Consider the following 25,091-nt stretch of genomic DNA (forward strand, 5'->3'; position numbering starts at 1 on the left):
GCGTCTAAGCATTTTCTTTTTGATTAACTTGCCCGCTTTATCGACGCCAACAGCATGAAAAACAGACTTTGCGATATCTAAACCGATTGTAGTAATCTTCATAGGTGGACCCGTCCTCTTTCTGATGAGTTTTAGCGACTACATCGTGGCCCATTGCGAGGCCGATTTAAAGTGGATGGGTCCATTCCATTATCCATGGCGAGACTCACGCAATTTGTCTATTCGCCCTGCGGCAACTCCGAGGGGATGGTGTATTCCTTGGATCTTGGTGTTATTTAACGATGGCTTGTTGAATTTAATGATGAGGTTAGCTTCTCAATCAGTAATGAATCTCTGTAGTAAATTGAGGCGGCACTAAATAAGGCATCCCAATTTTCATATATAGTGTTTAGTTTGATGTGGTTATTCCACTCTGTAGACTTTAGATCGTCAGCGTTAAAGTTTGGGATTTTCGCTGCAATTACTAGCTCTTCAAATGTTAAGAAGTTAGAACAACCTTTAAGGAATTCTGAAGTAAGGATATTTGAGAGCATACAACTCATAGGCTTATCTTTGTCGAGACGAATTTGATTAATGCAGGGGTTACATATAAGAAATAAATCCTGCCGAATTACAATAAAGTTCTTTCTATCGTAAGAGGAAAATGACCTCTTGCAGTGTTGACATTGGTGTGAAAATTCACCTAGTGGTGAGACGACTAACCCGATTTCATTAAGTATTGACTGACAAGAGTTGCATACAAAACCTGAGTGTCCTAGAAGGTCAACTTTAAATTTTTCTGATTGATAGTTGATAAATGTATTACATCTTGCACAGATACAATTGGACTTTGAGGAGTAGTGAAAAATTATCCAGATAAGTGTAATTAATGGGCCTACTATGGTTAATAGTGTTGTTAGCACATTATTCATCTATTTGACCTAATATGACAAAATATCTGATATATCGATAAGCATACCCTATGGTGGGAAATAGAAGAAATCTTATATCTTATGAGCCGAAGACATTTTTATTGGCTATCGAATAATATCGTGGGTGATGCCCCACGACGTTGATTTTGATTTGGATTTAAAAATCCAAACGAAGTTTGGAAATGGGGTATGCGTGAGCCATCAATGATGATCAATGGCTCTTTTGAGAGGTTACTCTTTAGTATCAGTAAATGCGGCTTCGGCTTTTTCTAACTCTTGCTCGGTTTTCAGTTGAAACGCTTGTTGCTTTTTAAGCTTGGCTTCTTCTTCAAGTGCAGCTTCTCTTTGTTTAAATTCGTGTCTCTCTGGTTTAGTCAGAAACTTAAACGCGAGCTTGTTGCCCAGCACGTAGGCGACTACGTCTTCGCCCTTTGTGCGGCGTTCATCGACGCGTTGTGAAAAACGGGCGTTATCGCGGGCTTTACGTTCTTCGGCATTTAACTTACTCATAATCTGTTCTCCTCATTTAATTAATCACGGTAGTGTTCCACTACGTTCAGTTAAACAAATGAGTTGTGTTGCACATTCATAAAGCTGATTGGGCGGGATTCTACCATAAGCGCTCACCAAAGCTGTGTGATTAAAATCTACCATCCCATCACCTGCGTTAACTTTGCGCACATAAGAAAGATGCGGCTGGAGTCTCTTTTAAGATAAACCACGAACACCGAAGCGACAGAAATTCATCCATTCCTGCGAACTGGCCGTTAGACATGAACCTTGTCGGCAGGGGAGATCCAAGAGGAGATTGCAGTTGATTCTCTTTAGGTCGGCTATTGATTTGACCTTTGGTTTAGAAATTCAAACGAAGTTTAAAATTTAGACTTTCTTAGCAGCGTAACGCAAATGCCGTAACTGTATCGTTGCAAACCGTACCGTTGTAATGAGTATCGTTGCAAACTGTGCCAAGGCTTGGGTAAAAGCCGAAACAACATTGGTATTCAAAGGCAACTCTCAGTAAACTTTCGCTCCCATGTTTTGATCCGGTGCTGTGATGACCTTTCCCGAGCTTTCTTCTTCCCCCGAGTCGTTAACTTTTGCTGAGCTTGGCATAAATTCGGCGTTACTAAAGGCCTTGCCTGCAAGTCTTAAACATCCGACAAAGGTGCAGCAATTGGCGATTCCGGCCATTCTTGCAGGACGGGATTTGTTAGCCTTAGCACAAACTGGTAGCGGGAAAACCTTAGCCTTTGGTTTGCCACTCCTACAACAACTGTTGCAACGGCAAACACAGTTGCAGGGCACAAAGTCTGTACAGCCTCCAAATGCACTGGCGTTAGTGCTGGTGCCTACACGGGAATTAGCGCTGCAAGTGACTGAGGCGCTGCAAACAGTGGCGAGTCAGTTATCGACTTCGTTGAACATTCAGCTTCTGTGTGGTGGGGTCGCGCTGGAAGACCAATTAGCCGAACTTGCAGCCAAGCCGCAGGTGTTAGTGGCAACCCCAGGACGTTTACTGGACTTATGCAAACAGCCCCACATCAGCCTCGATTCGATAAAACATCTTGTGCTGGATGAGGCTGACCGCCTGCTGGAAATGGGGTTTTGGCCTGATGTGCAAAAGCTGATGGCGTTTATGCCCAAGCTTAAGCAAACCTCGTTGTTTTCTGCCACCTTGCCCGAGGCTTTGGATACATTGGCGGGCAAGCTGCTGGTGAATAAGCCGCTGCGGGTCGAAGCCCACAAGGTGAATTCAGTGGCTGGTGAAATCGAAGAGCAGCTCTATTTAGTCAACAAGGGCAGCAAAGCACAGGCATTGATTGCGCTGTTAAAACAGTATCAATGGCCGCAGGTGTTGGTGTTTATCAGCGCCCGTGATGATGCCGATGCCGTCGCTAAACGGCTCGCTAAAGCGGGGATGAAAGTTGCCGCGCTGCACGGTGAAAAAGAGCAAACCGTTCGCAGCCAAACCTTGGCCGACTTTAAAGCCAATCGTATCGAAGTATTAGTGGCGACAGATTTGATGGCGCGCGGCATTCATGTTGATGCCTTGCCTGTGGTCATCAATCTCGATTTGCCCATGAGTGCGCCTGTGTACGTGCACCGCATTGGCCGCACCGCGCGCGCTGGCGAAAATGGGCTGGCGATTTCCCTTGTGTGCCACGGTGAAATGGCAACTTTAACGGCGATCCGCAGTTTAACCACGCGGGAGTTACCGCTGGCATTATTGGCTGACTTTCCGGTAACGGATAAGCCGAGTGAAAAAATCACTGATGACGCCACTGAGGGCAAAGTTGAGCGTAAGCGACCACCGCGTGATAAACAGGCGAATCGCCGTAGCATCAATAAGCACAGCGCTAAAGAGTTTAAAGGTAAGCGCTGAGCTTGAAGCTATTCATAGCGTTCGAGCTTGGCGTGCCTCAATCACGAAACAGATAACAGAATAAAGCGCATTGGCCGCTGTTATCACTTTCGCTCTGGGTGTAACTTAGTGACTTATTTACATTAAGGAGCTAAGTCATGGGATCGACATTGGCGTTAAGCAAAGCACTTCATAAAGTGGTGAATAACGGTTTAACGACCGAGCACTTTGTACTTAGGCCATTCCAGCGAGCGGATCTTGAGGCTTTTACCGCCTATCGAGCCGACCCTAAGGTCGCCAAATATCAAAGCTGGACGGATTACCGCTATAGCGATGCACTCGCGTTGTTCGAGAAGATGGATTATGCACAATTTGGTGCGGTTGATACTTGGTTTCAGCTTGCGATTATCAGTGGCGCGTCGGGAACTACACCAACCCAATTAGTTGGCGATCTGGCGCTGCACTTTATTGATGAGCAGCAGGTGGAAATTGGCTTTACGATTGCGCCTGAACATCAAGGTAAACAGGTCGCTTTTGAAGCCGTCAGCGCATTGCTGGATTACCTCTTTATTGAATTGCATAACCATAGAGTTATTGCCATCACCGATGCACAAAATCTTGCCTGCTGTCGCTTACTCGAAAAACTCCGCTTTAGGCGCGAGGCCCATTATGTGAAAAACATCTTTTTTAAAGGTACGTGGGGCGATGAGTTCCTCTATGCCTTGTTAAAGGAAGAGTATTAATTCCTTTTAGGTGCAAAGTATCGCTAACGCGCGCCGCCAGTGTTTCTCTATTTGGCTTATCTTGTCTATCTCAGTAAAATCTTTCCATTAGTTGAGTCCCTGTTGGCTCAAAGATCTTCACGCCCGTCATGGGATTTAAGGAGTGCCACATGAAATCAATGCGTTTAGGCTTAGTGGGGATGGCGGTTGCGCTCGGATTATCGGCCTGTGCGACCACGCAATCGCCAACGGGGCGAGGGCAGACCTTGTTGTATTCAGCGGCGCAAATGCAGCAGATGGGCGATTCCTCCTTCGAGGAAATGAAAAAACAGCAAAAAGTGAGTAGTGATAAAAAGCTGACGCAATACGTCAATTGTGTCGCTAATCGTATTACCGCAGTGCTGCCGGACCAAACCCAGCGCTGGGATGTGGTTTTGTTTGACTCAGAACAAGTCAACGCTTTTGCTCTGCCGGGTGGGCATATTGGGGTTTATACCGGATTGCTTAAGGTCGCTAAGGGACCTGATCAGCTTGCTACTGTGCTCGGTCACGAAGTCGCGCATGTGTTGGCGCAACATGGTAACGAGCAGGTTTCCCGTGGACAGTTAACGGGCGTTGGAATGCAGATTGCCGATGCAGCGCTAGGGGCGAGTGGTGTGTCGAATCGCGACTTATATATGTCGGCATTGGGACTCGGTGCTCAGGTGGGGGTTATTCTGCCTTTTGGTCGCGCCCAAGAGAGCGAAGCCGATATTATGGGCGTAGAGCTAATGGCTCGAGCGGGTTTCAATCCGGCGCAAAGTGTGACCTTATGGCAGAACATGTCGAAGGTGGGCGGCAGTCAAGGGCCAGAATTATTATCGACTCATCCATCGAACAGTAATCGCATCGCTCAGTTGCAACAACTGCAAGGGCAGATGCAGCCACTCTATGCCAGTGCTAAAACCCAAGTGAAGAACCAATGTGTGGCGCCGAAATAAGCTGCACGCTGCATAGCGAAGTGCCACTTAGCTGAGTGTTAGCGGTTGTTTTCTGGCCGATATGCGTCCTTAGCCTATTTACGCTTTTGGATAAATACGCAATAAGTGTGTAAAAAAGCCGCCTTAGTTAAATAAGCAGTCAGTTTATCAGCATAGATGGCGGAACTATGGTAAACTGGCGCGCAAAATTCCACTGATAAATTGAGAGTCGTTAATTATGTCTGATAAATTCAGTACTGTTGAACAGCAAGCAAGCTACGGTGTAGGCCGTCAAATGGGTGAGCAACTGGCCGCCAATTCTTTTGATGGCGTGGATATTCCAGCCGTTCAAGCGGGTTTAGCCGATGCGTTTGCCGGTTTAGAAAGTGCTGTGTCTATGCAAGATCTGCAAGTTGCTTTCACTGAAATTAGCGGTCGTATTCAAGCTGCTCAAGAGCAAGCTGCTGCTGCTGCGTCTGCTGAAGGCGATGCCTTCTTAGCTGAAAATGCTAAGCGTGATGGCGTGACTGTGACTGACTCTGGTCTGCAGTTCGAAGTATTAGTCCAAGGTGACGGTGCTACTCCAACTTACGAAGATACTGTTCGTACTCACTACCATGGTTCTTTCATCAATGGTGATGTGTTCGACAGCTCTGTAGTTCGTGGCCAACCTGCTGAGTTCCCAGTTTCTGGCGTTATCGCTGGCTGGACTGAAGCACTGCAACTGATGCCAGTAGGCACTAAGTTGAAATTATTTGTGCCACATCACTTAGCTTACGGTGAGCGCGGCGCGGGGGCATCGATTCCTCCTTATTCAACTTTGGTATTCGAAGTTGAATTATTAGATATCATCTAATATTGAAAAAACGCCTAAGCCTGTCTTAGGCGTTTTCTTATGGAATACAAAGAAAGATTGAGGAGATTGAAATGAGTGGACAAGTGAGAGTGGCAATCGTCGGTGCCGGTGGTCGTATGGGACGCACTCTTATTGAAGCGGCCTACAATCACGACCATATTTTACTGGGTGCCGCCATTGAGCGTGCAGGCTCAAGTTTAGTGGGTGTGGATGCAGGTGAGTTAGCTGGTGTGGGTAAATTAAACGTCATGATCATGGATTCGCTCGATTATGCGACCGATGATTTTGATGTGTTGATCGATTTCACAGCGCCAGACGCCAGTATTGTCCATTTAGATTGGTGTGTTCGCCATAAGAAAGCCATGGTGATTGGCACAACGGGTTTCAATCATGCCCAAAAAGAACAGATCAATGCCTTTGCCGAGCAAACGCCGGTCGTAATGGCGCCAAATATGTCTGTGGGTGTCAATTTGATGTGGAAATTACTCGAACTGGCTGCCGAAGTCATGGGTGATTACACGGATATCGAAATTATCGAAGGCCATCACAGACACAAAAAAGATGCGCCGTCGGGCACTGCCCTGAAAATGGGTGAAGTGATTGCTAAGACCTTAGGTCGCGATCTTGAGAAATGTGCCGTATATGGCCGCGAAGGGATCACGGGTGAACGTGACCGTGAAACTATCGGTTTTGCGACTATTCGTGCCGGTGATTTAGTTGGTGAACATACGGCCATGTTTGCCGATATCGGTGAGCGTTTAGAGATCACCCATAAAGCTTCGAGTCGTATGACCTTTGCTAATGGTGCTATGCGTGCCGCTCATTGGCTCGTGGAGCAAAAGCCGGGCTTGTATGATATGCAGCAGGTTTTAGGTTTGCATTAATATTAAAAACGCCGATATGGCGTTTTTTTTTGCACCCAGTTACCAGTGGGTGGACGGTTTCGCGTTTTTACTGTAAACTCGCTGGAATTTGTCAAAATTTCGTAAATTAGCGGAAATTGGTATCTTAACATAACATAAAAACATTATATTTCAGTGGCTTGGCTCTTTATGGAGGTCGCGTTGACAAAGTCTGCCTTACTCGTACTCGAAGATGGAACTGTATTCTCTGGCACAGCAATTGGTGCCGATGGTCTCGCTGTTGGTGAAGTTGTTTTTAACACTTCCATGACAGGATACCAAGAAATTTTAACTGATCCATCCTACTCACGCCAGATTGTAACATTAACCTACCCACACATAGGCAACACTGGTACCAATGATGAAGATATTGAATCCGATGGGGTTCACGCTTGTGGTCTTATCATTCGTGATCTTCCGCTCATCGCAAGTAGTTTCCGTAATCAACAAAGCTTAAGTGATTATCTCAAAGCGAACAATGTCGTTGGCATAGCAGATATCGATACCCGCAAGTTAACTCGTATTCTCCGTGAAAAAGGTGCTCAAGCCGGTTGTATTATGGCAGGTGCAGACTTAGACGAAGCAAAAGCGCTCGCCGCTGCCAAAGCTTTCCCCGGTTTAAAAGGCATGGATCTCGCTAAAGAAGTCACGACCAAAACTGCCTATCCATGGCGTAAAGGTAGCTGGCGTTTAGTGGGCGGCTTACCAGAAGATACGCCAGCAAATGAGCTTAAATACAAAGTAGTAGCCTACGACTACGGCGTTAAGCAAAACATTCTGCGCATGTTAGTGGACCGCGGTTGTGACGTCACCGTAGTGCCTGCTAAAACTTCAGCTGCCGAAGTGTTAGCGATGAATCCCGATGGTGTGTTCCTTTCGAACGGCCCTGGCGATCCAGAGCCATGCGATTACGCGATTGAAGCGATTCAACAAATTCTGAAAACCGACACGCCGATTTTCGGTATTTGTTTAGGTCATCAGCTACTCGCGCTGGCCTCAGGTGCAAAAACCTTGAAGATGAAGTTTGGTCACCACGGTGCAAACCACCCAGTGAGCAATATCGAGAAAGGTAACGTGATGATCACCAGCCAAAACCACGGTTTTGCTGCCGATGAAACGACCTTACCCGCCAACATTAAAGTGACGCATAAGTCGCTGTTTGATGGTTCACTCCAAGGTATCCATCTCACGGACAAGCCCGCGTTCAGCTTCCAAGGTCACCCTGAAGCGAGCCCTGGCCCGAACGATGCCGCCCCGCTGTTCGATCACTTTATCGAGCTAATCGACATATACCGTCAGAACGCCAAGTAGTACGCTAGCTAGGAGAAGAGAGAAGCAATGCCAAAACGTACAGATATAAAGAGTATTCTTATCCTAGGCGCCGGCCCAATCGTGATTGGTCAGGCATGTGAATTTGACTATTCTGGCGCACAAGCGTGTAAAGCGCTGCGTGAAGAAGGCTACCGTGTCATTCTGGTGAACTCTAACCCTGCCACCATTATGACTGATCCAGAAATGGCCGATGCCACTTATATCGAGCCGATTCACTGGGAAGTGGTCCGTAACATTATTGCTAAAGAACGCCCAGATGCGATTCTGCCAACCATGGGCGGCCAAACCGCACTGAACTGCGCATTAGAACTTGAAGCCAAAGGCGTACTGAAAGAATTTAACGTCGAGATGATTGGCGCGACTGCCGATGCCATCGATAAAGCTGAAGACCGTAGCCGCTTTGATAAAGCGATGAAAAGTATTGGTCTTGATTGTCCGCGCGCGGGCATTGCCCACAATATGGACGAAGCTTATGGCGTACTTGATCAAGTGGGTTTCCCTTGCATTATCCGCCCATCCTTTACTATGGGTGGCTCAGGCGGCGGTATCGCTTACAACAGGGAAGAGTTCGAAGAGATCTGTTCACAGGGCTTAGAGTTATCGCCAACGAGTGAACTGCTGATCGACGAATCACTGATCGGTTGGAAAGAATACGAGATGGAAGTGGTCCGTGACCGCAACGATAACTGCATTATCGTCTGCGCCATCGAAAACTTCGATCCTATGGGCGTGCACACGGGCGACTCTATTACAGTTGCACCCGCGCAAACCCTGACTGATAAAGAATACCAAATCATGCGTAACGCCTCTATGGCCGTACTGCGTGAGATTGGTGTTGAGACAGGCGGTTCGAACGTACAGTTTGGCATCAACCCGAAAGATGGCCGTATGGTTATCATCGAGATGAACCCACGGGTATCGCGCTCTTCAGCATTAGCATCAAAGGCAACGGGTTTCCCGATTGCGAAAATCGCCGCTAAGTTAGCGGTTGGTTTCACCCTTGATGAGCTGATGAACGACATCACTGGCGGTCGCACGCCAGCATCATTCGAGCCTGCTATCGATTACGTTGTGACTAAAGTGCCACGCTTTAACTTTGAAAAGTTTGCCGGCGCCAATGATCGCTTAACCACACAGATGAAGTCTGTGGGTGAAGTGATGGCGATTGGCCGTACTTTCCAAGAGTCACTGCAAAAAGCATTACGTGGTTTAGAAGTTAGCCGTAACGGTCTCGATCCTGTCACAGACATGTCTAAACCTGAGGCGATGTCGCGAATCCGCCACGAGCTGAAAGAGCCTGGTTGCGACCGTATTTGGTACATAGCCGATGCGATGCGTGCGGGGTTGAGCTTAGATGAAATCTTTAAACTGACCAATATCGACCCTTGGTTCCTCGTGCAAATCGAAGAGCTGGTTCAGCTCGAAGGTGTTGTCGCTGAAGCGGGTCTGGCGGGTTTGGATATCGACTTACTGCGTAAGCTGAAACGTAAAGGCTTTGCCGATGCGCGTCTGGCCGATGTATTAGGCGTGAACGAAGCCGAAGTGCGTAAGCTGCGTGATAAGTTCGACCTGCACCCAGTCTATAAGCGTGTGGATACCTGTGCGGCAGAGTTTGCGACAGACACAGCTTACATGTACTCAACGTATGAAGAAGAATGTGAAGCTAACCCATCGACCCGTGACAAAATCATGGTGTTAGGTGGCGGGCCAAACCGTATCGGTCAAGGTATTGAGTTCGATTATTGCTGTGTGCACGCGGCGTTAGCGCTACGTGAAGACGGCTATGAAACCATCATGGTGAACTGTAACCCTGAAACCGTTTCAACCGACTACGACACTTCAGACCGTCTGTACTTCGAACCCGTCACACTGGAAGACGTATTAGAAATCGTCCGTATCGAGAAGCCAAAGGGCGTTATCGTGCAGTACGGTGGTCAAACGCCATTGAAATTGGCCCGTGCCTTAGAAGCTGCTGGCGTACCTGTAATTGGTACTAGCCCAGATGCCATCGACCGCGCCGAAGACCGTGAGCGTTTCCAGCAAGCGATTCAACGCTTAGAGATGAAACAGCCTGAAAACGATACTGTGACTACGGTTGAAGGTGCTGTGATTGCCGCTGAGCGTATCGGTTATCCGTTAGTTGTGCGCCCATCCTATGTACTGGGCGGCCGCGCGATGGAAATCGTCTACGACAAGCAAGATTTGCTACGTTACTTTAACGAAGCTGTGAGCGTATCGAATGCATCGCCAGTACTGCTCGATCGCTTCTTAGATGATGCGATTGAAGTGGATATTGATGCAGTATGTGACGGTGAAATCGTGGTGATAGGCGCGATTATGGAGCATATCGAACAAGCGGGTGTTCACTCAGGTGACTCAGGTTGTTCTCTACCGCCATACACGCTAAGCCAAGAAATCCAAGATCGTATGCGCGTTCAAGTCGGCAAGTTGGCGATGGAACTCGGCGTTGTCGGCCTGATGAACGTACAGTTCGCCGTGAAAGATAACGAAATCTATATGATTGAAGTTAACCCACGTGCTGCCCGTACTGTGCCATTCGTGTCCAAAGCGACCGGTGTGCCTTTAGCTAAGATCGCCGCGCGTGTGATGGCGGGCCAAAGTTTAACGTCGCAAAACTTCACTAAAGAAGTGATCCCACCTTTCTACTCAGTGAAAGAAGTGGTGTTGCCCTTTAATAAGTTCCCGGGTGTTGACCCACTGTTAGGCCCAGAAATGCGCTCTACCGGTGAAGTTATGGGTGTGGGCGATACGTTCGCCGAAGCCTATGCTAAGGCGCAGTTAGGTGCGACTTCTGAGGTGCCTAAGTCAGGCCGTGCATTATTGTCTGTGCGTAACAGCGATAAGAAACGCGTTGCCGATTTAGCGGCTAAGTTAATTGAGCTCGGTTATCAAATCGATGCGACTCATGGTACTGCGGTTATCCTAGGCGAAGCGGGTATCAACCCACGTTTAGTGAACAAGGTGCACGAAGGGCGTCCACACATTCTCGATCGCATCAAGAATGGTGAATACACTTATATCGTGAACACTACCGAAGGTCGCCAAGCGATTGAAGATTCTCGTCAATTGCGCCGCGGTGCTCTGCGTTACAAAGTTAACTACACGACGACCATGAATGCTGCATTCGCTACTTGTATGGCCCATGCTGCGGATGACCGTACTAACGTGACGTCAGTACAAGAACTGCATCTGCGCGTATTGGCTAAATAAGCCACAGCGTTAATGCCGTGAATTAGAGGGCCGCATAACTTAGGTTATGCGGCCTTATTATTTAGGCTATATCTGTTTTGCTAAGTTTATGAGTCTGTTTTACTGAATGGTTTAGCTTGTTGTGATCGCCCATTGATCTACTTTTCACCTACTTATGTTGCCTGAGAAAACTATGCCTGTGCCAGCCGATAGCCTTGCCAAAGTCGATACTTTTATTGCGCCGCCTTGCCTCGGGCAAATACGCGTGCTCTATCAAGATAGCGATATTCTACTGATTGATAAGCCGAGCGGATTATTGAGTCTGTCGGGGAAGAATCCGCTGAACCTCGACTCAGTGCATTATCGTTTAGTGCAGGATTTTCCGACGGCTACTTTGCTGCACAGACTCGATTTTGGCACTTCGGGCATCATGCTGGTGGCGTTGAATAAAAGCGTGAATGGCTTGCTGACAAAGCAGTTTCAGGCGCGCACGGTTGAGAAGCGCTATATTGCCTTGCTCCACGGGCATTTAGCCGCTGACAGCGGTGTGATTAATCTGCCGATTGCTAAAGATAGTGACCATTTCCCGCTACAAAAGATTTGCCATAGCACAGGCAAAGTTGCGATCAGTGAATATCAGGTGCTGGAACGATTAACCGAACCTTTCGCCATGCGGGTCGAATTTACTCCGGTTTCTGGTCGCACTCATCAGCTGCGGATCCACAGTCAGCAATTGGGTCACTCAATTTTAGGGTGCGATCTCTACGGCGGCGTGGGTGAGGGCGTGACTGATAAGGCTGATGCAGATGAAGCTGATATCACTAATACGACGAGCAGCAGATTAATGCTGCATGCGACCCGCTTAGCGTTTAATCATCCTATCACGGGTGAGCGTATCGACTGGGTTTGTGAGTGTCCTTTTTAAGCGCTTTTAAAAGAGCAATAGAGTTTAGCTCTCAGCATTCATCACTTAGCACGTAGAATTTAGAGCAATGGGTTTAGTTGCTAAACCCGATACGTTCGGTTTGCATGGGCGGCGCATCGTTGGGGAGCCAAGTACGGTAAATCGTTGCGAAGGTGCCATCTGCTTTTATCGCTTCTAGGCTGTTTTTCCACTGTTCGATCACATCATTGGGCGTGCCTTGTGAGAAGGCAATGTAAAGATGATTAGCACTAATCGTGAAGAGCGACTCTACATCATCAATGCTCGCGCCCGCATCCGACAGAATACTCGGCGCGGTGAGATTGGCATTACACCAAAGATCGACACGTTGCTTCATCAATTGTTTGGCACTCAATAAGGGCTCGGATGAGGCCGCAACATTCGTAAATCCCAGTTCGAGCAATAGGCGTTCTTCCACCGAGGCACGATAGACACCAATTGCCTTAGCCGTCTTTGCATCATTTATAGTGGTTATTTTTATGCCGCTATTTTTTAAGGCATAAAAATTAGTCGTGCCGACAGCAACAGGCCCAATCATAGTAAACATTTGCTCCCTTTCTGCTGTGCGCGTCATAGTAAACAACACAGTATTAGGTTGCTCGGTCAGCATTTTCCAGCCGCGAGCCCAAGGTACGACCTTGATTGGATCTGGGTTCTTTATGCGCTTTTGAATTTCTTGTACTACCTGTACAGCTAAACCATCGGGTTTGCCATCGACAGAAAAGCTGATTGGTGACCATTCCTCGGTATAGATGTTGAGCGGCTGCGCGCGAAGAGAAACTGCGCTGCTAAGGGTGAGTGATAACAATAAACTTGTGACTAATTTCATTAATAACCCTAAAAATTAGAATGTTATAATTGAGTCTCACTGCTTGCTCTTGACACGATTAAAGATGAAGGCTGTGCTCAAATCAAGTATAGCTAGGGGTTCATTTTCTAAGATTAAATTTACTATACCGTTTTGAACGATAAAAAAAGAGCGCGAGTATGGCGCTCTTAGGTAGGCTTATTTATGGGTGATAGCTTATCTTTCTGTGCCTATATATCACGCTCGATATACATCTCGCATAAGGTTATCAATGCAATGCACAACACGCATACTGGCGTCTTCCATTGAGTGCAGTTGTTTGACCATCTCAGGCAAATTACCTTTTTGTCTCGCATTGAGCGCCGCTTTTCCTGCCTCGTGTACCGCTTTATGTGGTGCATCTAATGCTTTGAAGTTACTTAAATGCTGATAATTCTCGGCACCAAATCCTTTGAAATACCATTGCCCTAGGCGGCACTCAGTGTGTGAGTTCACATTGTGGTTATGCTGTGGTTTTTCAATTAATTGATAAACGCTACTTTTCCAGACTGCGTGGTCGAGCTTAGTGGTATTCAAGAATGACGCTGTGGCTGCGTTATGGATAACGTGCTGCATTTGTTTTGAGCGTTGCAGGACATCTTCAACGACTTGGCCAATTTGGGTTGATGAGGTGGCTACATCGACGGCACTACTTTGATTATTATGAACAATTTCTTTAATCTCAGCCGCTTGCGCGACGATTTGTTTCACGAGCTTTTCAATATGGCTACTGGCTTCATGGGCTTTGCTTGCAAGTTGGCGCACTTCATCGGCCACCACGGCAAACCCCCGTCCTGCTTCGCCTGCACGGGCGGCTTCAATGGCGGCGTTCAATGCCAGCAAGTTTGTTTGTTCTGAAATTCCTTGAATAGCCGCGACAAATTGATTGATTGAAGAGGTTGTAGCATCGAGTTCTGTGACAGCTTTCATGCTGTTTGATGCTTGATCATTAATATAAGTCGCTCTAGTGCCTAAATTGGCAATGGCCACACGGGTTTGATCAAAAACGTGATTGAGTTCAGACAGTGATTCTTTTTCCGCAGAGAGTAATTCGGCACTGCTGGCTAAGCCTTCGCGCACGGCATTAAGCATATCTCCGCCTTGGTTTTGGCAGGCGATCACTTCAGTGTAGTGGTCTGCATTTTGGCGCGACTGTTGCTGCATGGTCTCATTTTCACGGATCATGCCACGCAGTTCATCTATTTCATTTTGGTGTTGGCGTTCTAGTTGGATGAGTCGCTCTTTAAGCGCCTGGTTTTCAGCTTTGAGCTGGGAATTAAACCACATATAAAACCTCTCAAGTCGCTAGGACTATCACTATTGCTTATCGACTTACAGTGACTGGGCTCAGCGGTAAATACTGCAATGTTAATAAAAAGTAAAATGATTCAGGTATGGAAATATTAACTGATCTTTAAGCTTTATTCTTAATTTTTTAAGGTTATTGAAGCTTTTATGCTTTGTCATAAATGGGTTAGCACTATCGAATGATAAGTGAACCACGCTAAGGTTAACTTAGCTTGGTTCACTTTGAGGTCTTAGGCCTATGGCATAGGTAAGTCGAGCACCACAGTGGCTATGCTGAAATACACGAGCACACCTATGATATCGGCGATGGAGGTGATGAGTGGCGCACTAGCGGCCGCAGGGTCCATCTTTAACTTGCTCAGCAAGAAGGGTAATGACATACCAATCAAGCTGCCAATAATCACAACAATTTGCATTGTGAGTGCCACAACCAGCGCGATTTCAGGTCCGCCACGCCAAAATCCGAGCAAGGACACTGCCGCCGCCATGCTGGCACCTAATAATCCGGCGACAAATAACTCGCGCCCTAGCATAGATAACCAATCCTTGAGAACCACTTCCCCTGTGGCTAAGCCACGTACCATTAAGGTCGCCGATTGTGATCCCGCATTACCGCCGCTATCGATCAGTAGCGGCAGGAAGAAGACTAAAGAGACATAACTGGCAATCGTGTCTTCGAAGAAGGCGATACCGGCCCCTGAGAAGATATTACCAAAGACCAAAATCACCAGCCAAACCACGCGCTTGCGGTAGAGTAAGCCTATGCTGGCGGTCTTAAGGTTATGGTCAATATTGCCGATGGCCGCGGTTTTCGTGAACTCAAGATCCGCCTGTGAGCTGGCAATATCCATAGCATCATCATAGGTGACAATACCGACAAGCTGGCCTTTGCCATTGACTACAGGCAGCGCCATTAAGTCGTAATGGGCGATCATCTGCACCGCTTCTTCGCGAAAGGCATTGGCATCGAGCGCGACGGGATCGGGTTTCATAAAATCGACCACTCGCTCGTGCGGTTGCGCCAGCAATAGCTGTCTTAAAGACACAGTACCAATCAAGCGACCTAACATGTCCACCACATAGGTTTGATAAATGGTTTCCTTATCAGCGGCCTCAGTGCGTAGGGTATCAATGGCTTCTGCCGCAGTATGGCGGCTATTGAGCAAGGTGTAATCCGAAGTCATGACCGCGCCAACCTTCGCTTTATCATAGGCGGCGAGGGTGCGCATATCTTCCCGTTTGGCCAATGCTAGCGCAGGTAAAATCGCCGCTTGTTGGGTTTCATCGAGCAGATTATAGAGGTCGGCACGTTCATCTGCTGCCATGTGAACCAGCAGCGCAGATAGCGTAGTTTTATCTAATTGCTGTACTAAGCTGGCTTGCAATTCATCGGTCAGATAGCGAAACAAATTGGCGCAAACCTTAGGTGAGGCCAGTTGCAATAATAGGACTTGTTGAGCTTGATTAAAGACGTTAAATACGGCTGCAATATCGGCAGGGTGGCGTTTTTCGGCTAATTCAGCCATGGCGCTGGCACTGCGTTGCTCGATAATCATTTGCAGGTTATGGATGATTTTTTTAGTGTTGTTTGTGCTGTTATTCATGTTCATAGTTCATTCTCTCAACGATCTAGTGACCAAAGTAAAAGGTGATGTCTGCGCCAAGTTGCAGCGCGTTGCCACTAAGGGCATTGCCTAAGCTCAATTCCAGCTGTAGCTGTTGTTGTGGTGTGTGTTGATAGGCGAATTGATAGGCAGTCTCGCTCAATTCTTTTTGATAAATCTCAGCTATCACGCGATGGTGACTACTGAGTTCATACGCCGCCGCGATACCCACAAGCAATTGGGTTGATTGATTAAACTCATGGGTAAAACCTAAATTGGCATAGAGACTGACATCAGAATCGCCTAAGGTTTTGCCAAAAATGCCGAAGACTTCGGTGGCTAATTCGTTACTGGCATCGAGGTTTTTCTGCAAGTTAATCACCAGTGCGCTGTGCCAATCATCCTGTTGCTGCTCTGGATCTGAGTGGGAGTTTACGTTGAGTGGTAGCTTAATGCCGACCTCTGCTTGCTCCTCACGAATATCGTCATTGGCATTGGACGCTAATCCTAAATGCCATTCCCATTGATTGCGGCTGCAAGTCGTGGCCGCGTTTAATTGTGGGCGAGCATGATCCGACCTAGGTTGTTGCCAGCCCATTTCTAATTCACAGCGCTCCGCGAGGGCAGGATCATCCACTTCGAGATGGGATGCCGCCGCACTCATGCTGTAGTACAAGCTGATACTTGCACAGGATAAAGATCGCAAAATTGATGTGTTGTTTATGTAAGCCATATTTAGGCTCCTCAGATGTAAACCCATAGGTGTAAATCCATAGGGAAAACGAAGTCCACTGAGGCAAAAAACTTGCTTTGAGATGCAATAAATACACATAACTGAACCCCAGCAAAATGCTGGAATTGCTAAAGCGCAGCCATAGGCTCAGGCTTATTGTCTGTGATTGATATTTTGGGGGAGGCTGAGTGAAGAATGGTTCACACTACTACCCTGCTTAGCAGGTAGCAGCAAATATTGCGGGCTAGTGCTAGGCGTTAAATCCTGTCTTTTGGACAGGGCATCTACTGTCGCTTATGTGTGTGCCCACAGTGGGTCTCCGCAATGATTAAAGTCGCCACATTCTAAGGGACTGAAATGTAAAGTCAACCGCACATGTTATTACATATGTTTTTGTTTGAATTTACACTTTAAGTAAAAGTTAATTTTATGATCATTCTTGGGCTTGCGTGATTTTGTTGGGAGTGCTGGTGGTTTTGCGTGCTAATCATTGTTGTTTGATTGTTTATTTTTTGGCTGATAGCGGTTGATTTTTGTTGTCGGATTTAACTGTGATATTGAGTTGTGGTTTTTAACGGTATGACTTATCTCAGTAAGCTGTATTTGAGTCGCCAGAGATGAGTTAACACTTTATCCATAATGGGGAATTTGGCATTAGTGCACTTCGGGTATACCCTTGTCGTGCCTGCGGTGAGTCATTGTGCTCACTCAGATTAAGTCAGATTAAGTCAGATTAAGAGAGTTTGCTGTATTCAGATTTTGGGGGTATTAAGCTGTGGCACATAATATCGATGAGTTGGAATCAATGGCTGCACCTATCGATCATAAATGCACCGCGAATATCAAGATCGCCAGTATCAATCTGTTTAACTTTATTGAGCCGCCTTTGGCTTACTATGATTTTGAAAATATCTATAGCCATGGGCAATGGCAGAAAAAGTGTCAGTGGTTGAGTGAGTTTCTCGCACATCGCCAGCCCGATATTGTGGGATTTCAAGAAGTGTTTAGCCCTGAACCGCTCAAACGAATCGCCAGTGAGCAAGGTCTAGGGTATTTTGCGGTCGTTGATGAGCCAACTCTTATCAGTGATTACATTTATCGCAGCCCTGTGGTCGCGCTTGCCTCCCGGTATCCCATAGTGGAAATCAGCAGTGTCGAACCTGATACGCGTTTAGTGGCAGCCATGGGATTATCGAGTGAATTTGCCTTTAGCCGTAAGGTGCTGCGCGCAACCGTTGAAGTGCCACATATCGGCAAGTGTGACTATTATGTGGTGCACTTTAAGTCAAAACGTGCCGGATTAGCGCTCGAGCCTAAGCTATTTGAACATCAGTCCCTTGAACATCAACCTCTCGGACATCAGCCACTTAGTTTAGATAATTTAGCGCCCGCAGCGAGCATGAAACTGCATTCAGAAACCCAATTACTCACAGAGCAAGCCTTAGGCCGCTGGGCATCTACCATGCAGCGCGGCGCAGAAGCAGCATTATTATTCAATGGCATATTGGTACGCAGGCAAGAATCTAAACATCCCGTTATCGTGATGGGGGACTTTAATGACAGTCTGACAATGGGCGCCTTAGATGCGTTAACGATACAGGGCGAGAGTATCCACAGTAATGACATTAAAGCCGCTGGCCTTGGGCATTTATCCGATGCGGCGTTAGCGGCGGTGTTTGCTCAGTATCAACTTAAGGATGCCTATGAGTTATTTATTGAAGCGAACTTGAGGGACAGTTTGACGGGTAATACCGCTTACCATAGGGAACACAGAGCGGCGACCCATTACTATGGCCCTAAAGGTTCAGTGCTGGATTATATTTTGCTTTCGAGTGAGTTTGATGCGAGCCATGGCCGCAGTTTAGCGCAAGTCGTAGATTATCAGACCTGCGATAGACACTTAATCAGACCTGAATATGAACGCGACGCCTACAGTACTGACCATGCGCCCGTCATTGTTGAGTTAGCGCTACGTAGCTAAGTTCTCGTGTTCACTGATTAATTCGTCTTATTTCAAATCATGTCAGTTGTCTTTATCGCGCAGGCATCTTCTCGCTACGGTTTTGTTAACGTTATTTCATTAACCATTCCAACATCATTTCGCATGAATATCATTCAGAATTAACCGTTAAAATAAGGTATGATCGGCCACCCGTGGATGATGGTAAATAAGCGCTTCGGCGTGTTCGGTACTCGCACTTAGGTGGCATTGGGTATATCATCCGTTTCCCATTTTTAGACAGCAGCCCTTTTTTAGTGGCGGCCCTATTTTTAAAGGCAACTATGGCTATCAGAATCAAACTTAAACCCGGCCGCGAGAAGTCACTCGAGCGTCGCCATCCTTGGGTATTTTCCAATGCTATTCATAACATTAAGGGAAAACCTGAAGCGGGTGAGACAGTCGATGTGGTCGCGCATGATGGTCATTGGTTAGGTCGTGGTGCTTGGTCGCCTGAGTCGCAAATTCAAGTGCGGATTTGGACTTTCGATCGCGAAGAAGAAATTGATCGCGCGTTTTTTGCCAGACGTTTACAGCGGGCGCAAATCGGCCGTAACGATCTAATTCGCGAGCAAGGCTTAACGGGTTACCGTTTAGTGGCTGCTGAGTCCGATGGTTTACCTGGGATCACCATCGACAGATATGCCAATGTGTTGGTGTGTCAGTTACTGAGCACAGGTGCTGATTTATGGCGCGATACCTTAGTCGAGCTATTGGCTGAGCAATATCCTGATTGCGCTATTTATGAGCGTTCCGATGTGGATTCCCGTAAGAAAGAAGGCCTGCTGCCAGTTACCGGTTTACTGCACGGCACTCTGCCTGAAATGCCAGTGATTATCGAAGAGAACGGCATTAAGATCGCTGTCGATGTGATTAAAGGCCATAAAACAGGTTTCTATCTCGATCAACGTGATAACCGCGCCATTGCCGCCCGTTTCGTGAAAGATAAATCGGTATTGAACTGTTTCTGCTACACAGGCACCTTTGGTTTGTACGCCGCGAAAGCAGGTGCTGCCAGTATTGAAAACGTCGATGTGTCTTCTCTCGCCTTGGCGACAGCGCGCCTCAATATGCAAGTGAACGGTTTGAGTGATGGCAATGTGCATTACAACGAAGCCGATGTGTTCAAGTTGTTGCGCCAATATCGTGATGAAGGCAAAACCTTTGATGTGATTGTGCTCGACCCGCCTAAGTTTGCCGATAACAAGGCACAGTTAAACGGGGCTTGCCGTGGTTATAAAGACATCAATATGATTGCATTGCAGTTGTTGAATCCGGGCGGCGTGTTATTGACCTTCTCTTGCTCAGGATTAATGCCTGCGGATCTGTTCCAAAAAATCGTGGCCGATGCCGCGCTCGATGCGAAACGTGAAATCCAGTTTATTGAACGCTTAAGCCAAGCGAGCGATCACCCTATCGGTAGCGCCTTCCCAGAAGGATTCTACTTAAAAGGTCTAGTTGCCAGAGCTTGGTAAGCCAGCGTTTGATATAAGCTGTCTGCGATGGGCAGCTGAGTCAGATAACATTGAACTATAAAAAAGAGCTATAAAAAGAACCATAAAAAATGCCAGCCCTTTGAAAAAGTGGCTGGCATTTTTACAGCGTATTTTTTATTGTGCATTTTTACAATCAGCAGCCTTGTGACTGTGATAGGATTTTTACGCTTAACTTATTTGGCGGTAAAGGTTTTTACGCCATCAGGGGTGCCAACGAGTAACACATCCGCACCGCGTTTGGCAAACAGACCGTTAGTCACTACACCGACTATTTCATTGATCTGACTTTCTAATTCTTTTGGATTAAGGATCTTAAGATTGTACACATCGAGGATCACATTGCCGTTATCGGTCACAACGCCTTCACGGTACACAGGATCGCCGCCAAGTTTAACAAGTTGACGCGCCACATAAGAGCGTGCCATCGGAATGACTTCTACGGGTAGTGGAAATTCGCCTAGTATGTCGACTTGCTTAGTGTTATCCACGATACAGATAAACTTCTCAGCCACTGCCGCGACAATTTTCTCGCGAGTTAATGCCGCGCCGCCGCCTTTAATCATATCCATGCGGTCGTTGATTTCATCGGCACCGTCCACATAGACAGATAAACGATCGACGCTGTTTAAGTCATAAACGGGAATACCCAGCGCTTTCATTTTCTGAGTTGATGCCTCAGAGCTAGAGACTGCGCCTTCGATATCGGCTTTCATGGTCGCCAGTGCATCGATAAAGTGATTCACAGTCGAACCCGTACCAACACCAACAATGCTGTCTTTTTCAACGTACTTAAGTGCGGCCCAACCGGCAGCTTTTTTCATTTCATCTTGAGTCATGTTGACATCCTGTAACGGCAAATGAGTAAAAAATTCTGGGCTTAGTATACTCTTTTCCGATAAATAATGTGGCGCAATTCCACCGTGGGTGTGATCTAGATTGCTGGCATTTTCACATTAGCAACCAGTCCCAATAACGTAAGTAACTTAAGCAGTTAAGTTGGAAAGCATTTCGCTATACGCAACTAATCTAACTAAGCTACTATGGCAAAAGCAGAATGGTTTATAGATGATTTGTAGAGGGATTTAGCATGGCAGGCGCGAGTTTATTAACCTTACTCGACGATATCGCATCGATTTTGGATGACGTAGCGGTAATGAGTAAAGTAGCGGCAAAGAAAACCGCGGGTGTACTGGGGGATGATTTAGCCCTCAATGCCCAGCAAGTGACGGGCGTAAGCGCCGATCGTGAATTACCCGTAGTGTGGGCGGTGGCCAAGGGATCATTCCGTAATAAGTTGATTTTAGTGCCAGCAGCAATGCTTATCAGCGCTTTTATTCCCTGGGCTGTCACCCCTTTATTAATGTTTGGTGGACTGTTTTTATGTTACGAAGGGTTTGAAAAACTGCATCACAGCTATAGCCATAGAAAAGGCCAGCAACAACACGAAACCCAAGTAGAGAATGAGTTACCTGAGATTAAAGATTTCGCCGCCTACGAGGCCGAAAAAGTCAAAGGGGCGATTCGTACCGACTTTGTGTTATCGGCGGAAATTATTGCCATTACCCTTGGTATCGTTGCGGACAAATCCCTATCGACACAGTTTTTTACGTTAGCTGTCATTGGGATAGTCATGACCATAGGCGTGTATGGCTTAGTGGCGGCAATTGTGAAAATGGATGATGCGGGTTTGTACTTGAGCCAACGTGAAGGCGCTTCTGTATTAACTCAAATGAACCGTAAATTAGGTTTTGGTTTATTGAGCGCAGCTCCCGTATTAATGAAAAGTTTAACGATTATTGGCACGGCAGCCATGTTTATGGTGGGCGGTGGGATTTTAACTCATGGCCTACACCTAGTCGGCGAGCAAATCCACCATGCTGAACAAGCGGTTGCTGCCATTGGTGTTGTTGGACCTGTATTTGCTGTGCTGACGCCAAGTATTCTTAATGGCTTATTTGGTGTCGTTGCTGGCGCTGTTGCACTTATTGCGATGAAAGGAATACAGAAATTGCGTAGTTAACTAGCTGCGCGCATCAACCATCAAGGATGAGCACGATGAAGTTAATGAAGTACTGTGTCTCCCCGAGTAAGCTGGCTTGGTTACGTAAAGAGTTTGGCAAAGATGCCGATGGGTTAATGGCGGTAATGGATGCTGCTGGCACAGCTTATCTTGATAACCTCAATGCCTCGACTGAGCCGCTGAAAAGTGAGCGGGTATCGGCCGAGGCTGAAAATGCGATTAAAACTCAACTTCAAGCGCAGCGTCAGTGGGCATATTTGTGGCTGCAGCAACGTATCGCTTTGACTACACGTATTGATGATATTGAACTTGCAGCGTTAGCAGCTTTTGAATTTCAACATGTCCGCATCGAGGTAGTTGAGCCGTCGGAGTTTAATACAGTATTAGCACTATTACAGGCTGAGCAAGTCTTAGGTTTTGATACTGAAACCCGTGCAAGCTTTGAGCGCGGCGTGCAACATCCCTTGAGTCTTATTCAAATCGCGACAGTGGATACCTGTTATTTATTTCAGCATGCCATTTTGGGTGAGCAATTCACCCAGTTAAAAGCCTTATTAGAAGATGAAACCATACTCAAAGTCGGGGTTGGTTTACGCAGTGATGCACATGCTCTCAGGCGACAATGGGGCATTAATGTCGCTTCAACATTAGATTTAAATTGGGCACTGGCTCAACTTGGAGCGGAGAAGGAAATGGGGACGCGCCAGTTAGTTGCGGCGCTTTTGGGTGTTCGTATCGACAAACCTAAAAAAGTCACCTTATCGAATTGGCAGCACGTGCCGTTATCCAGTGCGCAAATTCATTATGCCGCCGCCGATGCCTTGGCCGCACTCAAATGCTTCAACGCGTTAATCACTCAACTGACACCCTTTTATCATGCATCGAGTGCCGCAAAAGCCGCATTATTAATTCCTTCAAGTTTGATAGTGCCATTGGCGAAATATTTTAAGGATGCAGAATGAAACACAAAACCCAAGATGCCGCAAAAGTTAAAATCATGTCATTACATTCGGATGCGAGCTCACAAGGCACCAGTACTTTAGGTTTGATTTATCGCGTACTTGGCATCTTGCTTCTGTTAAGTGTTATCACTTTTTGGATTAATGCTTGGGCATAGATAGCGGTATTGCCAGCAGTCGAAAATAAAGGAGAACACTATGTTAGATGCTATTTGTGAACTCGAAACAGAGGATCATTTAATTGCGAGAACGACTTATAGTGTTTTTAAGTTTCAACAATTACCCGATGAGGATATCGAGCGTTTGCGGCAATGGTTAATTTGCCCCGCCTGCGGTGGTAAAGCATATTTCCGTAAAGCCTCAAAGGACGGTAAAGCCGCTTGTTTTGGCTCGCGATATCACCAAGCCGATTGTATTGAATTTAAACCTTCGGCACAAAAGTCCCGTGAGGAGCAAGATGCCATTGAAGTGCAGCAACAGCTGGTGGACGCCGATGCCTTAATGATCGACTTTAGCCGTAAACCTCGTCGCCATACGCCTGCAAACAAAGTTTCGACTGCACAGGTATTAAGTAGCAAGACTGAGCCAACGCCTAAATTGTCCTCTATGCCTGAGTCATCTAAAGTGTCTATTGCATCCTCAGTGGATGATCGAATACAAGAGTCGAAAACAGGCTACCAAGTTAACACCGCTGAACATACCACTGAAAAACGAGTGCCTAGCCAAGGGCTCGAAAAGTTACTCCACAGTTTATTGCGCGGTACAGATTTAGCAAAATCGGATCTCTGGGTATACACAGACGCTGAGCGAAAATACCGTTGGCGGGCGAAGAACCTGTTTGTCAATTTTGCCGATGCGGACCCAAGCGACAATAAACCCCACATGTATTGGGGCACGATATCCCACACTGACCCGACGATGAGTTGGCTTAACCCCGCCGACAGCAAAGATATCGGCATTCCTATCGATGGGATAAAGCAACCATTATTAGTGCAATTTGAAATAGAAGATAAACGCTGCTTTGAAGGCGCTGGTTTGATTTTATTTGGTAAATGTTTTTGGAATAAAGAAAAGACCCGCAAAATTATTCAGCTATGGAATAACGATTTGCAGCGGATTTTTATCTCAAAGTTGGAAGATTAATTGGCTTTGGTGAGAGAAACTAAAAAGAGGGGAGAAAAGGGGCTATTCCCGACGCAAAAAAGCGTTACAGCAAAAGTCCCTATCTATATCACGCTGATGAAAGCGTTTACTTGCCGCAGCACTTCTTGAATTTTTGACCGCTACCACAAACGCAAGGCTCGTTACGATTCGGTTTTTTCTCGAAAGTCGTGGTCTTAGGCTTATTTAATAAACCTTCTAATTCAACAATATCTTCAGCGACGTCGGCATTGACTTCGATATTGGCGAACAGCTGGTGTTCGGCAACAATCGCGGCAACTTCGAGTTTACGCGCTTCGTCGGCAACAATTAATTGTAATGGTAATGCTTCTGTACCCGGTTTAGCGGCACGCTTAGTGTTGTAGCCATAGCTTTCGTGCTTTGGCTTAGGGGTTTTACGACCCTTGAAGAAAAATTTGTCAGACATGAGTGGTTCCGTCGAGCAGTGTATGAAATTGACGATGCTTATACTATAAAACGCCGATTTTATAAATCGAACTCAGATCTTTTTTCGATAAATGCGCGTCTTTAACCCTTAAGCACCTCAAAATGGCCGAAACGGCACACTTATTCGACGTCATCAAACTGATTTGTTGTGGGATCATTTAGTCGAGTTACTATTAACCTATGGGCTCTAAACTAAGTATCTACTACGTCATTAAGCTAATATGCGATGGCTTTTTAATCTCAGTGGCAGTTAAATCAACAGCAATAGCCTAACTTGTTTGAAAAACCTTCAGTTAATGAGTTTTGCCATAAAAAGTACT

General features: G+C 46.6%; 21 protein-coding genes and 1 pseudogene. 14 read left to right on the forward strand and 8 right to left on the reverse strand.

From position 1 onward, the window contains the following. Both L5M37_RS05870 and L5M37_RS05875 read right to left on the reverse strand, forming a co-directional pair. Positions 1-102: pseudogene (locus tag L5M37_RS05870) on the reverse strand (IS110 family transposase); the annotation flags it as partial. 1,040 nt (positions 103-1,142) lie between these two features. Continuing rightward, a complete protein-coding gene (locus tag L5M37_RS05875; RefSeq protein WP_263177280.1) occupies positions 1,143-1,421 on the reverse strand; it encodes a DNA polymerase III subunit epsilon in 279 nt (92 codons plus the stop codon). 544 nt (positions 1,422-1,965) lie between these two features. Here L5M37_RS05875 and L5M37_RS05880 point away from each other — a divergent pair. The 8 genes from L5M37_RS05880 (at position 1,966) to L5M37_RS05915 (ending at position 12,179) form a co-directional block, all read left to right on the forward strand. Then, entirely contained in the window at positions 1,966-3,294 is a 1,329-nt protein-coding gene (locus L5M37_RS05880) for a DEAD/DEAH box helicase (protein ID WP_263199765.1), read from the forward strand. A gap of 137 nt (positions 3,295-3,431) precedes the next feature. Then, positions 3,432-4,016: a GNAT family N-acetyltransferase gene (locus L5M37_RS05885; protein ID WP_263199767.1), complete on the forward strand. Its 585-nt coding sequence runs from the start codon at positions 3,432-3,434 to the stop codon at positions 4,014-4,016. A gap of 149 nt (positions 4,017-4,165) precedes the next feature. After that, complete coding sequence (locus L5M37_RS05890) at positions 4,166-4,975, forward strand: M48 family metallopeptidase (protein WP_263199769.1); 810 nt, start codon at positions 4,166-4,168, stop codon at positions 4,973-4,975. Positions 4,976-5,192: 217 nt separating this feature from the next. After that, complete coding sequence (locus L5M37_RS05895; RefSeq protein ID WP_006083907.1) at positions 5,193-5,810, forward strand: FKBP-type peptidyl-prolyl cis-trans isomerase; 618 nt, start codon at positions 5,193-5,195, stop codon at positions 5,808-5,810. A 71-nt stretch (positions 5,811-5,881) separates the two neighbouring features. Then, on the forward strand, positions 5,882-6,694 hold the full coding sequence (gene dapB, locus L5M37_RS05900) for a 4-hydroxy-tetrahydrodipicolinate reductase (protein ID WP_105251661.1): 813 nt from the start codon (positions 5,882-5,884) through the stop codon (positions 6,692-6,694). A 168-nt stretch (positions 6,695-6,862) separates the two neighbouring features. After that, positions 6,863-8,023, forward strand: coding sequence for a glutamine-hydrolyzing carbamoyl-phosphate synthase small subunit (gene carA, locus L5M37_RS05905; RefSeq protein ID WP_263199771.1), 1,161 nt, complete (start codon positions 6,863-6,865; stop codon positions 8,021-8,023). A gap of 27 nt (positions 8,024-8,050) precedes the next feature. Next, entirely contained in the window at positions 8,051-11,275 is a 3,225-nt protein-coding gene (gene carB / locus L5M37_RS05910; RefSeq protein WP_105251663.1) for a carbamoyl-phosphate synthase large subunit, read from the forward strand. A gap of 172 nt (positions 11,276-11,447) precedes the next feature. After that, positions 11,448-12,179, forward strand: coding sequence for an RluA family pseudouridine synthase (locus tag L5M37_RS05915; RefSeq protein ID WP_263199773.1), 732 nt, complete (start codon positions 11,448-11,450; stop codon positions 12,177-12,179). A 73-nt stretch (positions 12,180-12,252) separates the two neighbouring features. On the opposite strand, the gene L5M37_RS05920 is transcribed toward L5M37_RS05915, so the two are convergent. The 4 genes from L5M37_RS05920 to L5M37_RS05935 all read right to left on the reverse strand — a co-directional run bounded on the left by L5M37_RS05920 (position 12,253) and on the right by L5M37_RS05935 (position 16,689). Next, positions 12,253-13,026: a substrate-binding periplasmic protein gene (locus tag L5M37_RS05920; RefSeq protein WP_263182863.1), complete on the reverse strand. Its 774-nt coding sequence runs from the start codon at positions 13,024-13,026 to the stop codon at positions 12,253-12,255. A 216-nt stretch (positions 13,027-13,242) separates the two neighbouring features. Then, the gene (locus L5M37_RS05925; RefSeq protein WP_198571774.1) at positions 13,243-14,331 is read right to left on the reverse strand and encodes a methyl-accepting chemotaxis protein; all 1,089 of its coding nucleotides are present in this window, start codon (positions 14,329-14,331) and stop codon (positions 13,243-13,245) included. A gap of 257 nt (positions 14,332-14,588) precedes the next feature. Next, positions 14,589-15,962, reverse strand: a complete 1,374-nt coding sequence (mgtE, locus tag L5M37_RS05930; RefSeq protein ID WP_105251666.1) for a magnesium transporter — start codon at positions 15,960-15,962, stop codon at positions 14,589-14,591. A gap of 19 nt (positions 15,963-15,981) precedes the next feature. After that, on the reverse strand, positions 15,982-16,689 hold the full coding sequence (locus L5M37_RS05935; protein WP_263199776.1) for a hypothetical protein: 708 nt from the start codon (positions 16,687-16,689) through the stop codon (positions 15,982-15,984). Between the two features lie 775 nt (positions 16,690-17,464). Here L5M37_RS05935 and L5M37_RS05940 point away from each other — a divergent pair. Next, positions 17,465-18,670, forward strand: a complete 1,206-nt coding sequence (locus L5M37_RS05940) for an endonuclease/exonuclease/phosphatase family protein (RefSeq protein ID WP_263199777.1) — start codon at positions 17,465-17,467, stop codon at positions 18,668-18,670. Positions 18,671-18,972: 302 nt separating this feature from the next. After that, positions 18,973-20,163 carry a class I SAM-dependent rRNA methyltransferase gene (locus L5M37_RS05945; RefSeq protein WP_263199778.1) on the forward strand — a complete coding sequence of 397 codons (1,191 nt, stop codon included), beginning with the start codon at positions 18,973-18,975 and terminating at the stop codon, positions 20,161-20,163. Between the two features lie 194 nt (positions 20,164-20,357). Here the strand turns inward: L5M37_RS05945 and rpiA are convergent, their stop codons facing one another. Beyond that, the gene (rpiA, locus tag L5M37_RS05950) at positions 20,358-21,020 is read right to left on the reverse strand and encodes a ribose-5-phosphate isomerase RpiA (protein WP_028761507.1); all 663 of its coding nucleotides are present in this window, start codon (positions 21,018-21,020) and stop codon (positions 20,358-20,360) included. Between the two features lie 251 nt (positions 21,021-21,271). Between rpiA and L5M37_RS05955 the strand changes: the two genes are divergently transcribed. The 4 genes from L5M37_RS05955 to L5M37_RS05970 are packed head-to-tail and all read left to right on the forward strand — an operon-like array spanning position 21,272 to position 24,306. After that, positions 21,272-22,204 (forward strand): DUF808 domain-containing protein, encoded by a 933-nt coding sequence (locus L5M37_RS05955; protein WP_263199779.1) that lies wholly within the window; start codon positions 21,272-21,274, stop codon positions 22,202-22,204. Positions 22,205-22,239: 35 nt separating this feature from the next. Further along, complete coding sequence (locus L5M37_RS05960) at positions 22,240-23,166, forward strand: 3'-5' exonuclease (RefSeq protein WP_263199781.1); 927 nt, start codon at positions 22,240-22,242, stop codon at positions 23,164-23,166. Then, positions 23,163-23,321 (forward strand): hypothetical protein, encoded by a 159-nt coding sequence (locus L5M37_RS05965; protein WP_263199783.1) that lies wholly within the window; start codon positions 23,163-23,165, stop codon positions 23,319-23,321. Before L5M37_RS05960 ends, L5M37_RS05965 begins: the two co-directional genes overlap by 4 nt. Before the next feature lie 40 nt (positions 23,322-23,361). Next, positions 23,362-24,306 (forward strand): hypothetical protein, encoded by a 945-nt coding sequence (locus L5M37_RS05970; RefSeq protein ID WP_263199785.1) that lies wholly within the window; start codon positions 23,362-23,364, stop codon positions 24,304-24,306. 106 nt (positions 24,307-24,412) lie between these two features. Here L5M37_RS05970 and L5M37_RS05975 read toward each other — a convergent pair whose 3' ends face one another. Beyond that, a complete protein-coding gene (locus L5M37_RS05975; protein WP_028761503.1) occupies positions 24,413-24,751 on the reverse strand; it encodes a PBPRA1643 family SWIM/SEC-C metal-binding motif protein in 339 nt (112 codons plus the stop codon). Between the last annotated feature and the right edge of the window lie 340 nt (positions 24,752-25,091).

The organism is Shewanella sp. SM69 (genome assembly GCF_025653985.1).
In the GTDB taxonomy this organism is placed as follows: Bacteria; Pseudomonadota; Gammaproteobacteria; order Enterobacterales; family Shewanellaceae; genus Shewanella; species Shewanella oncorhynchi.

What these genes read in the sequence shown, in the direction of transcription:
- L5M37_RS05875 (WP_263177280.1), bottom strand. Translation starts at nt 1,421, where the DNA reads ATGAGTAAGTTAAATGCCGAAGAACGTAAAGCCCGCGATAACGCCCGT.
- L5M37_RS05880 (WP_263199765.1), top strand. Translation starts at nt 1,966, where the DNA reads ATGACCTTTCCCGAGCTTTCTTCTTCCCCCGAGTCGTTAACTTTTGCT.
- L5M37_RS05885 (WP_263199767.1), top strand. Translation starts at nt 3,432, where the DNA reads ATGGGATCGACATTGGCGTTAAGCAAAGCACTTCATAAAGTGGTGAAT.
- L5M37_RS05890 (WP_263199769.1), top strand. Translation starts at nt 4,166, where the DNA reads ATGAAATCAATGCGTTTAGGCTTAGTGGGGATGGCGGTTGCGCTCGGA.
- L5M37_RS05895 (WP_006083907.1), top strand. Translation starts at nt 5,193, where the DNA reads ATGTCTGATAAATTCAGTACTGTTGAACAGCAAGCAAGCTACGGTGTA.
- dapB (WP_105251661.1), top strand. Translation starts at nt 5,882, where the DNA reads ATGAGTGGACAAGTGAGAGTGGCAATCGTCGGTGCCGGTGGTCGTATG.
- carA (WP_263199771.1), top strand. Translation starts at nt 6,863, where the DNA reads ATGGAGGTCGCGTTGACAAAGTCTGCCTTACTCGTACTCGAAGATGGA.
- carB (WP_105251663.1), top strand. Translation starts at nt 8,051, where the DNA reads ATGCCAAAACGTACAGATATAAAGAGTATTCTTATCCTAGGCGCCGGC.
- L5M37_RS05915 (WP_263199773.1), top strand. Translation starts at nt 11,448, where the DNA reads ATGCCTGTGCCAGCCGATAGCCTTGCCAAAGTCGATACTTTTATTGCG.
- L5M37_RS05920 (WP_263182863.1), bottom strand. Translation starts at nt 13,026, where the DNA reads ATGAAATTAGTCACAAGTTTATTGTTATCACTCACCCTTAGCAGCGCA.
- L5M37_RS05925 (WP_198571774.1), bottom strand. Translation starts at nt 14,331, where the DNA reads ATGTGGTTTAATTCCCAGCTCAAAGCTGAAAACCAGGCGCTTAAAGAG.
- mgtE (WP_105251666.1), bottom strand. Translation starts at nt 15,962, where the DNA reads ATGAACATGAATAACAGCACAAACAACACTAAAAAAATCATCCATAAC.
- L5M37_RS05935 (WP_263199776.1), bottom strand. Translation starts at nt 16,689, where the DNA reads ATGGCTTACATAAACAACACATCAATTTTGCGATCTTTATCCTGTGCA.
- L5M37_RS05945 (WP_263199778.1), top strand. Translation starts at nt 18,973, where the DNA reads ATGGCTATCAGAATCAAACTTAAACCCGGCCGCGAGAAGTCACTCGAG.
- rpiA (WP_028761507.1), bottom strand. Translation starts at nt 21,020, where the DNA reads ATGACTCAAGATGAAATGAAAAAAGCTGCCGGTTGGGCCGCACTTAAG.
- L5M37_RS05955 (WP_263199779.1), top strand. Translation starts at nt 21,272, where the DNA reads ATGGCAGGCGCGAGTTTATTAACCTTACTCGACGATATCGCATCGATT.
- L5M37_RS05960 (WP_263199781.1), top strand. Translation starts at nt 22,240, where the DNA reads ATGAAGTTAATGAAGTACTGTGTCTCCCCGAGTAAGCTGGCTTGGTTA.
- L5M37_RS05965 (WP_263199783.1), top strand. Translation starts at nt 23,163, where the DNA reads ATGAAACACAAAACCCAAGATGCCGCAAAAGTTAAAATCATGTCATTA.
- L5M37_RS05970 (WP_263199785.1), top strand. Translation starts at nt 23,362, where the DNA reads ATGTTAGATGCTATTTGTGAACTCGAAACAGAGGATCATTTAATTGCG.
- L5M37_RS05975 (WP_028761503.1), bottom strand. Translation starts at nt 24,751, where the DNA reads ATGTCTGACAAATTTTTCTTCAAGGGTCGTAAAACCCCTAAGCCAAAG.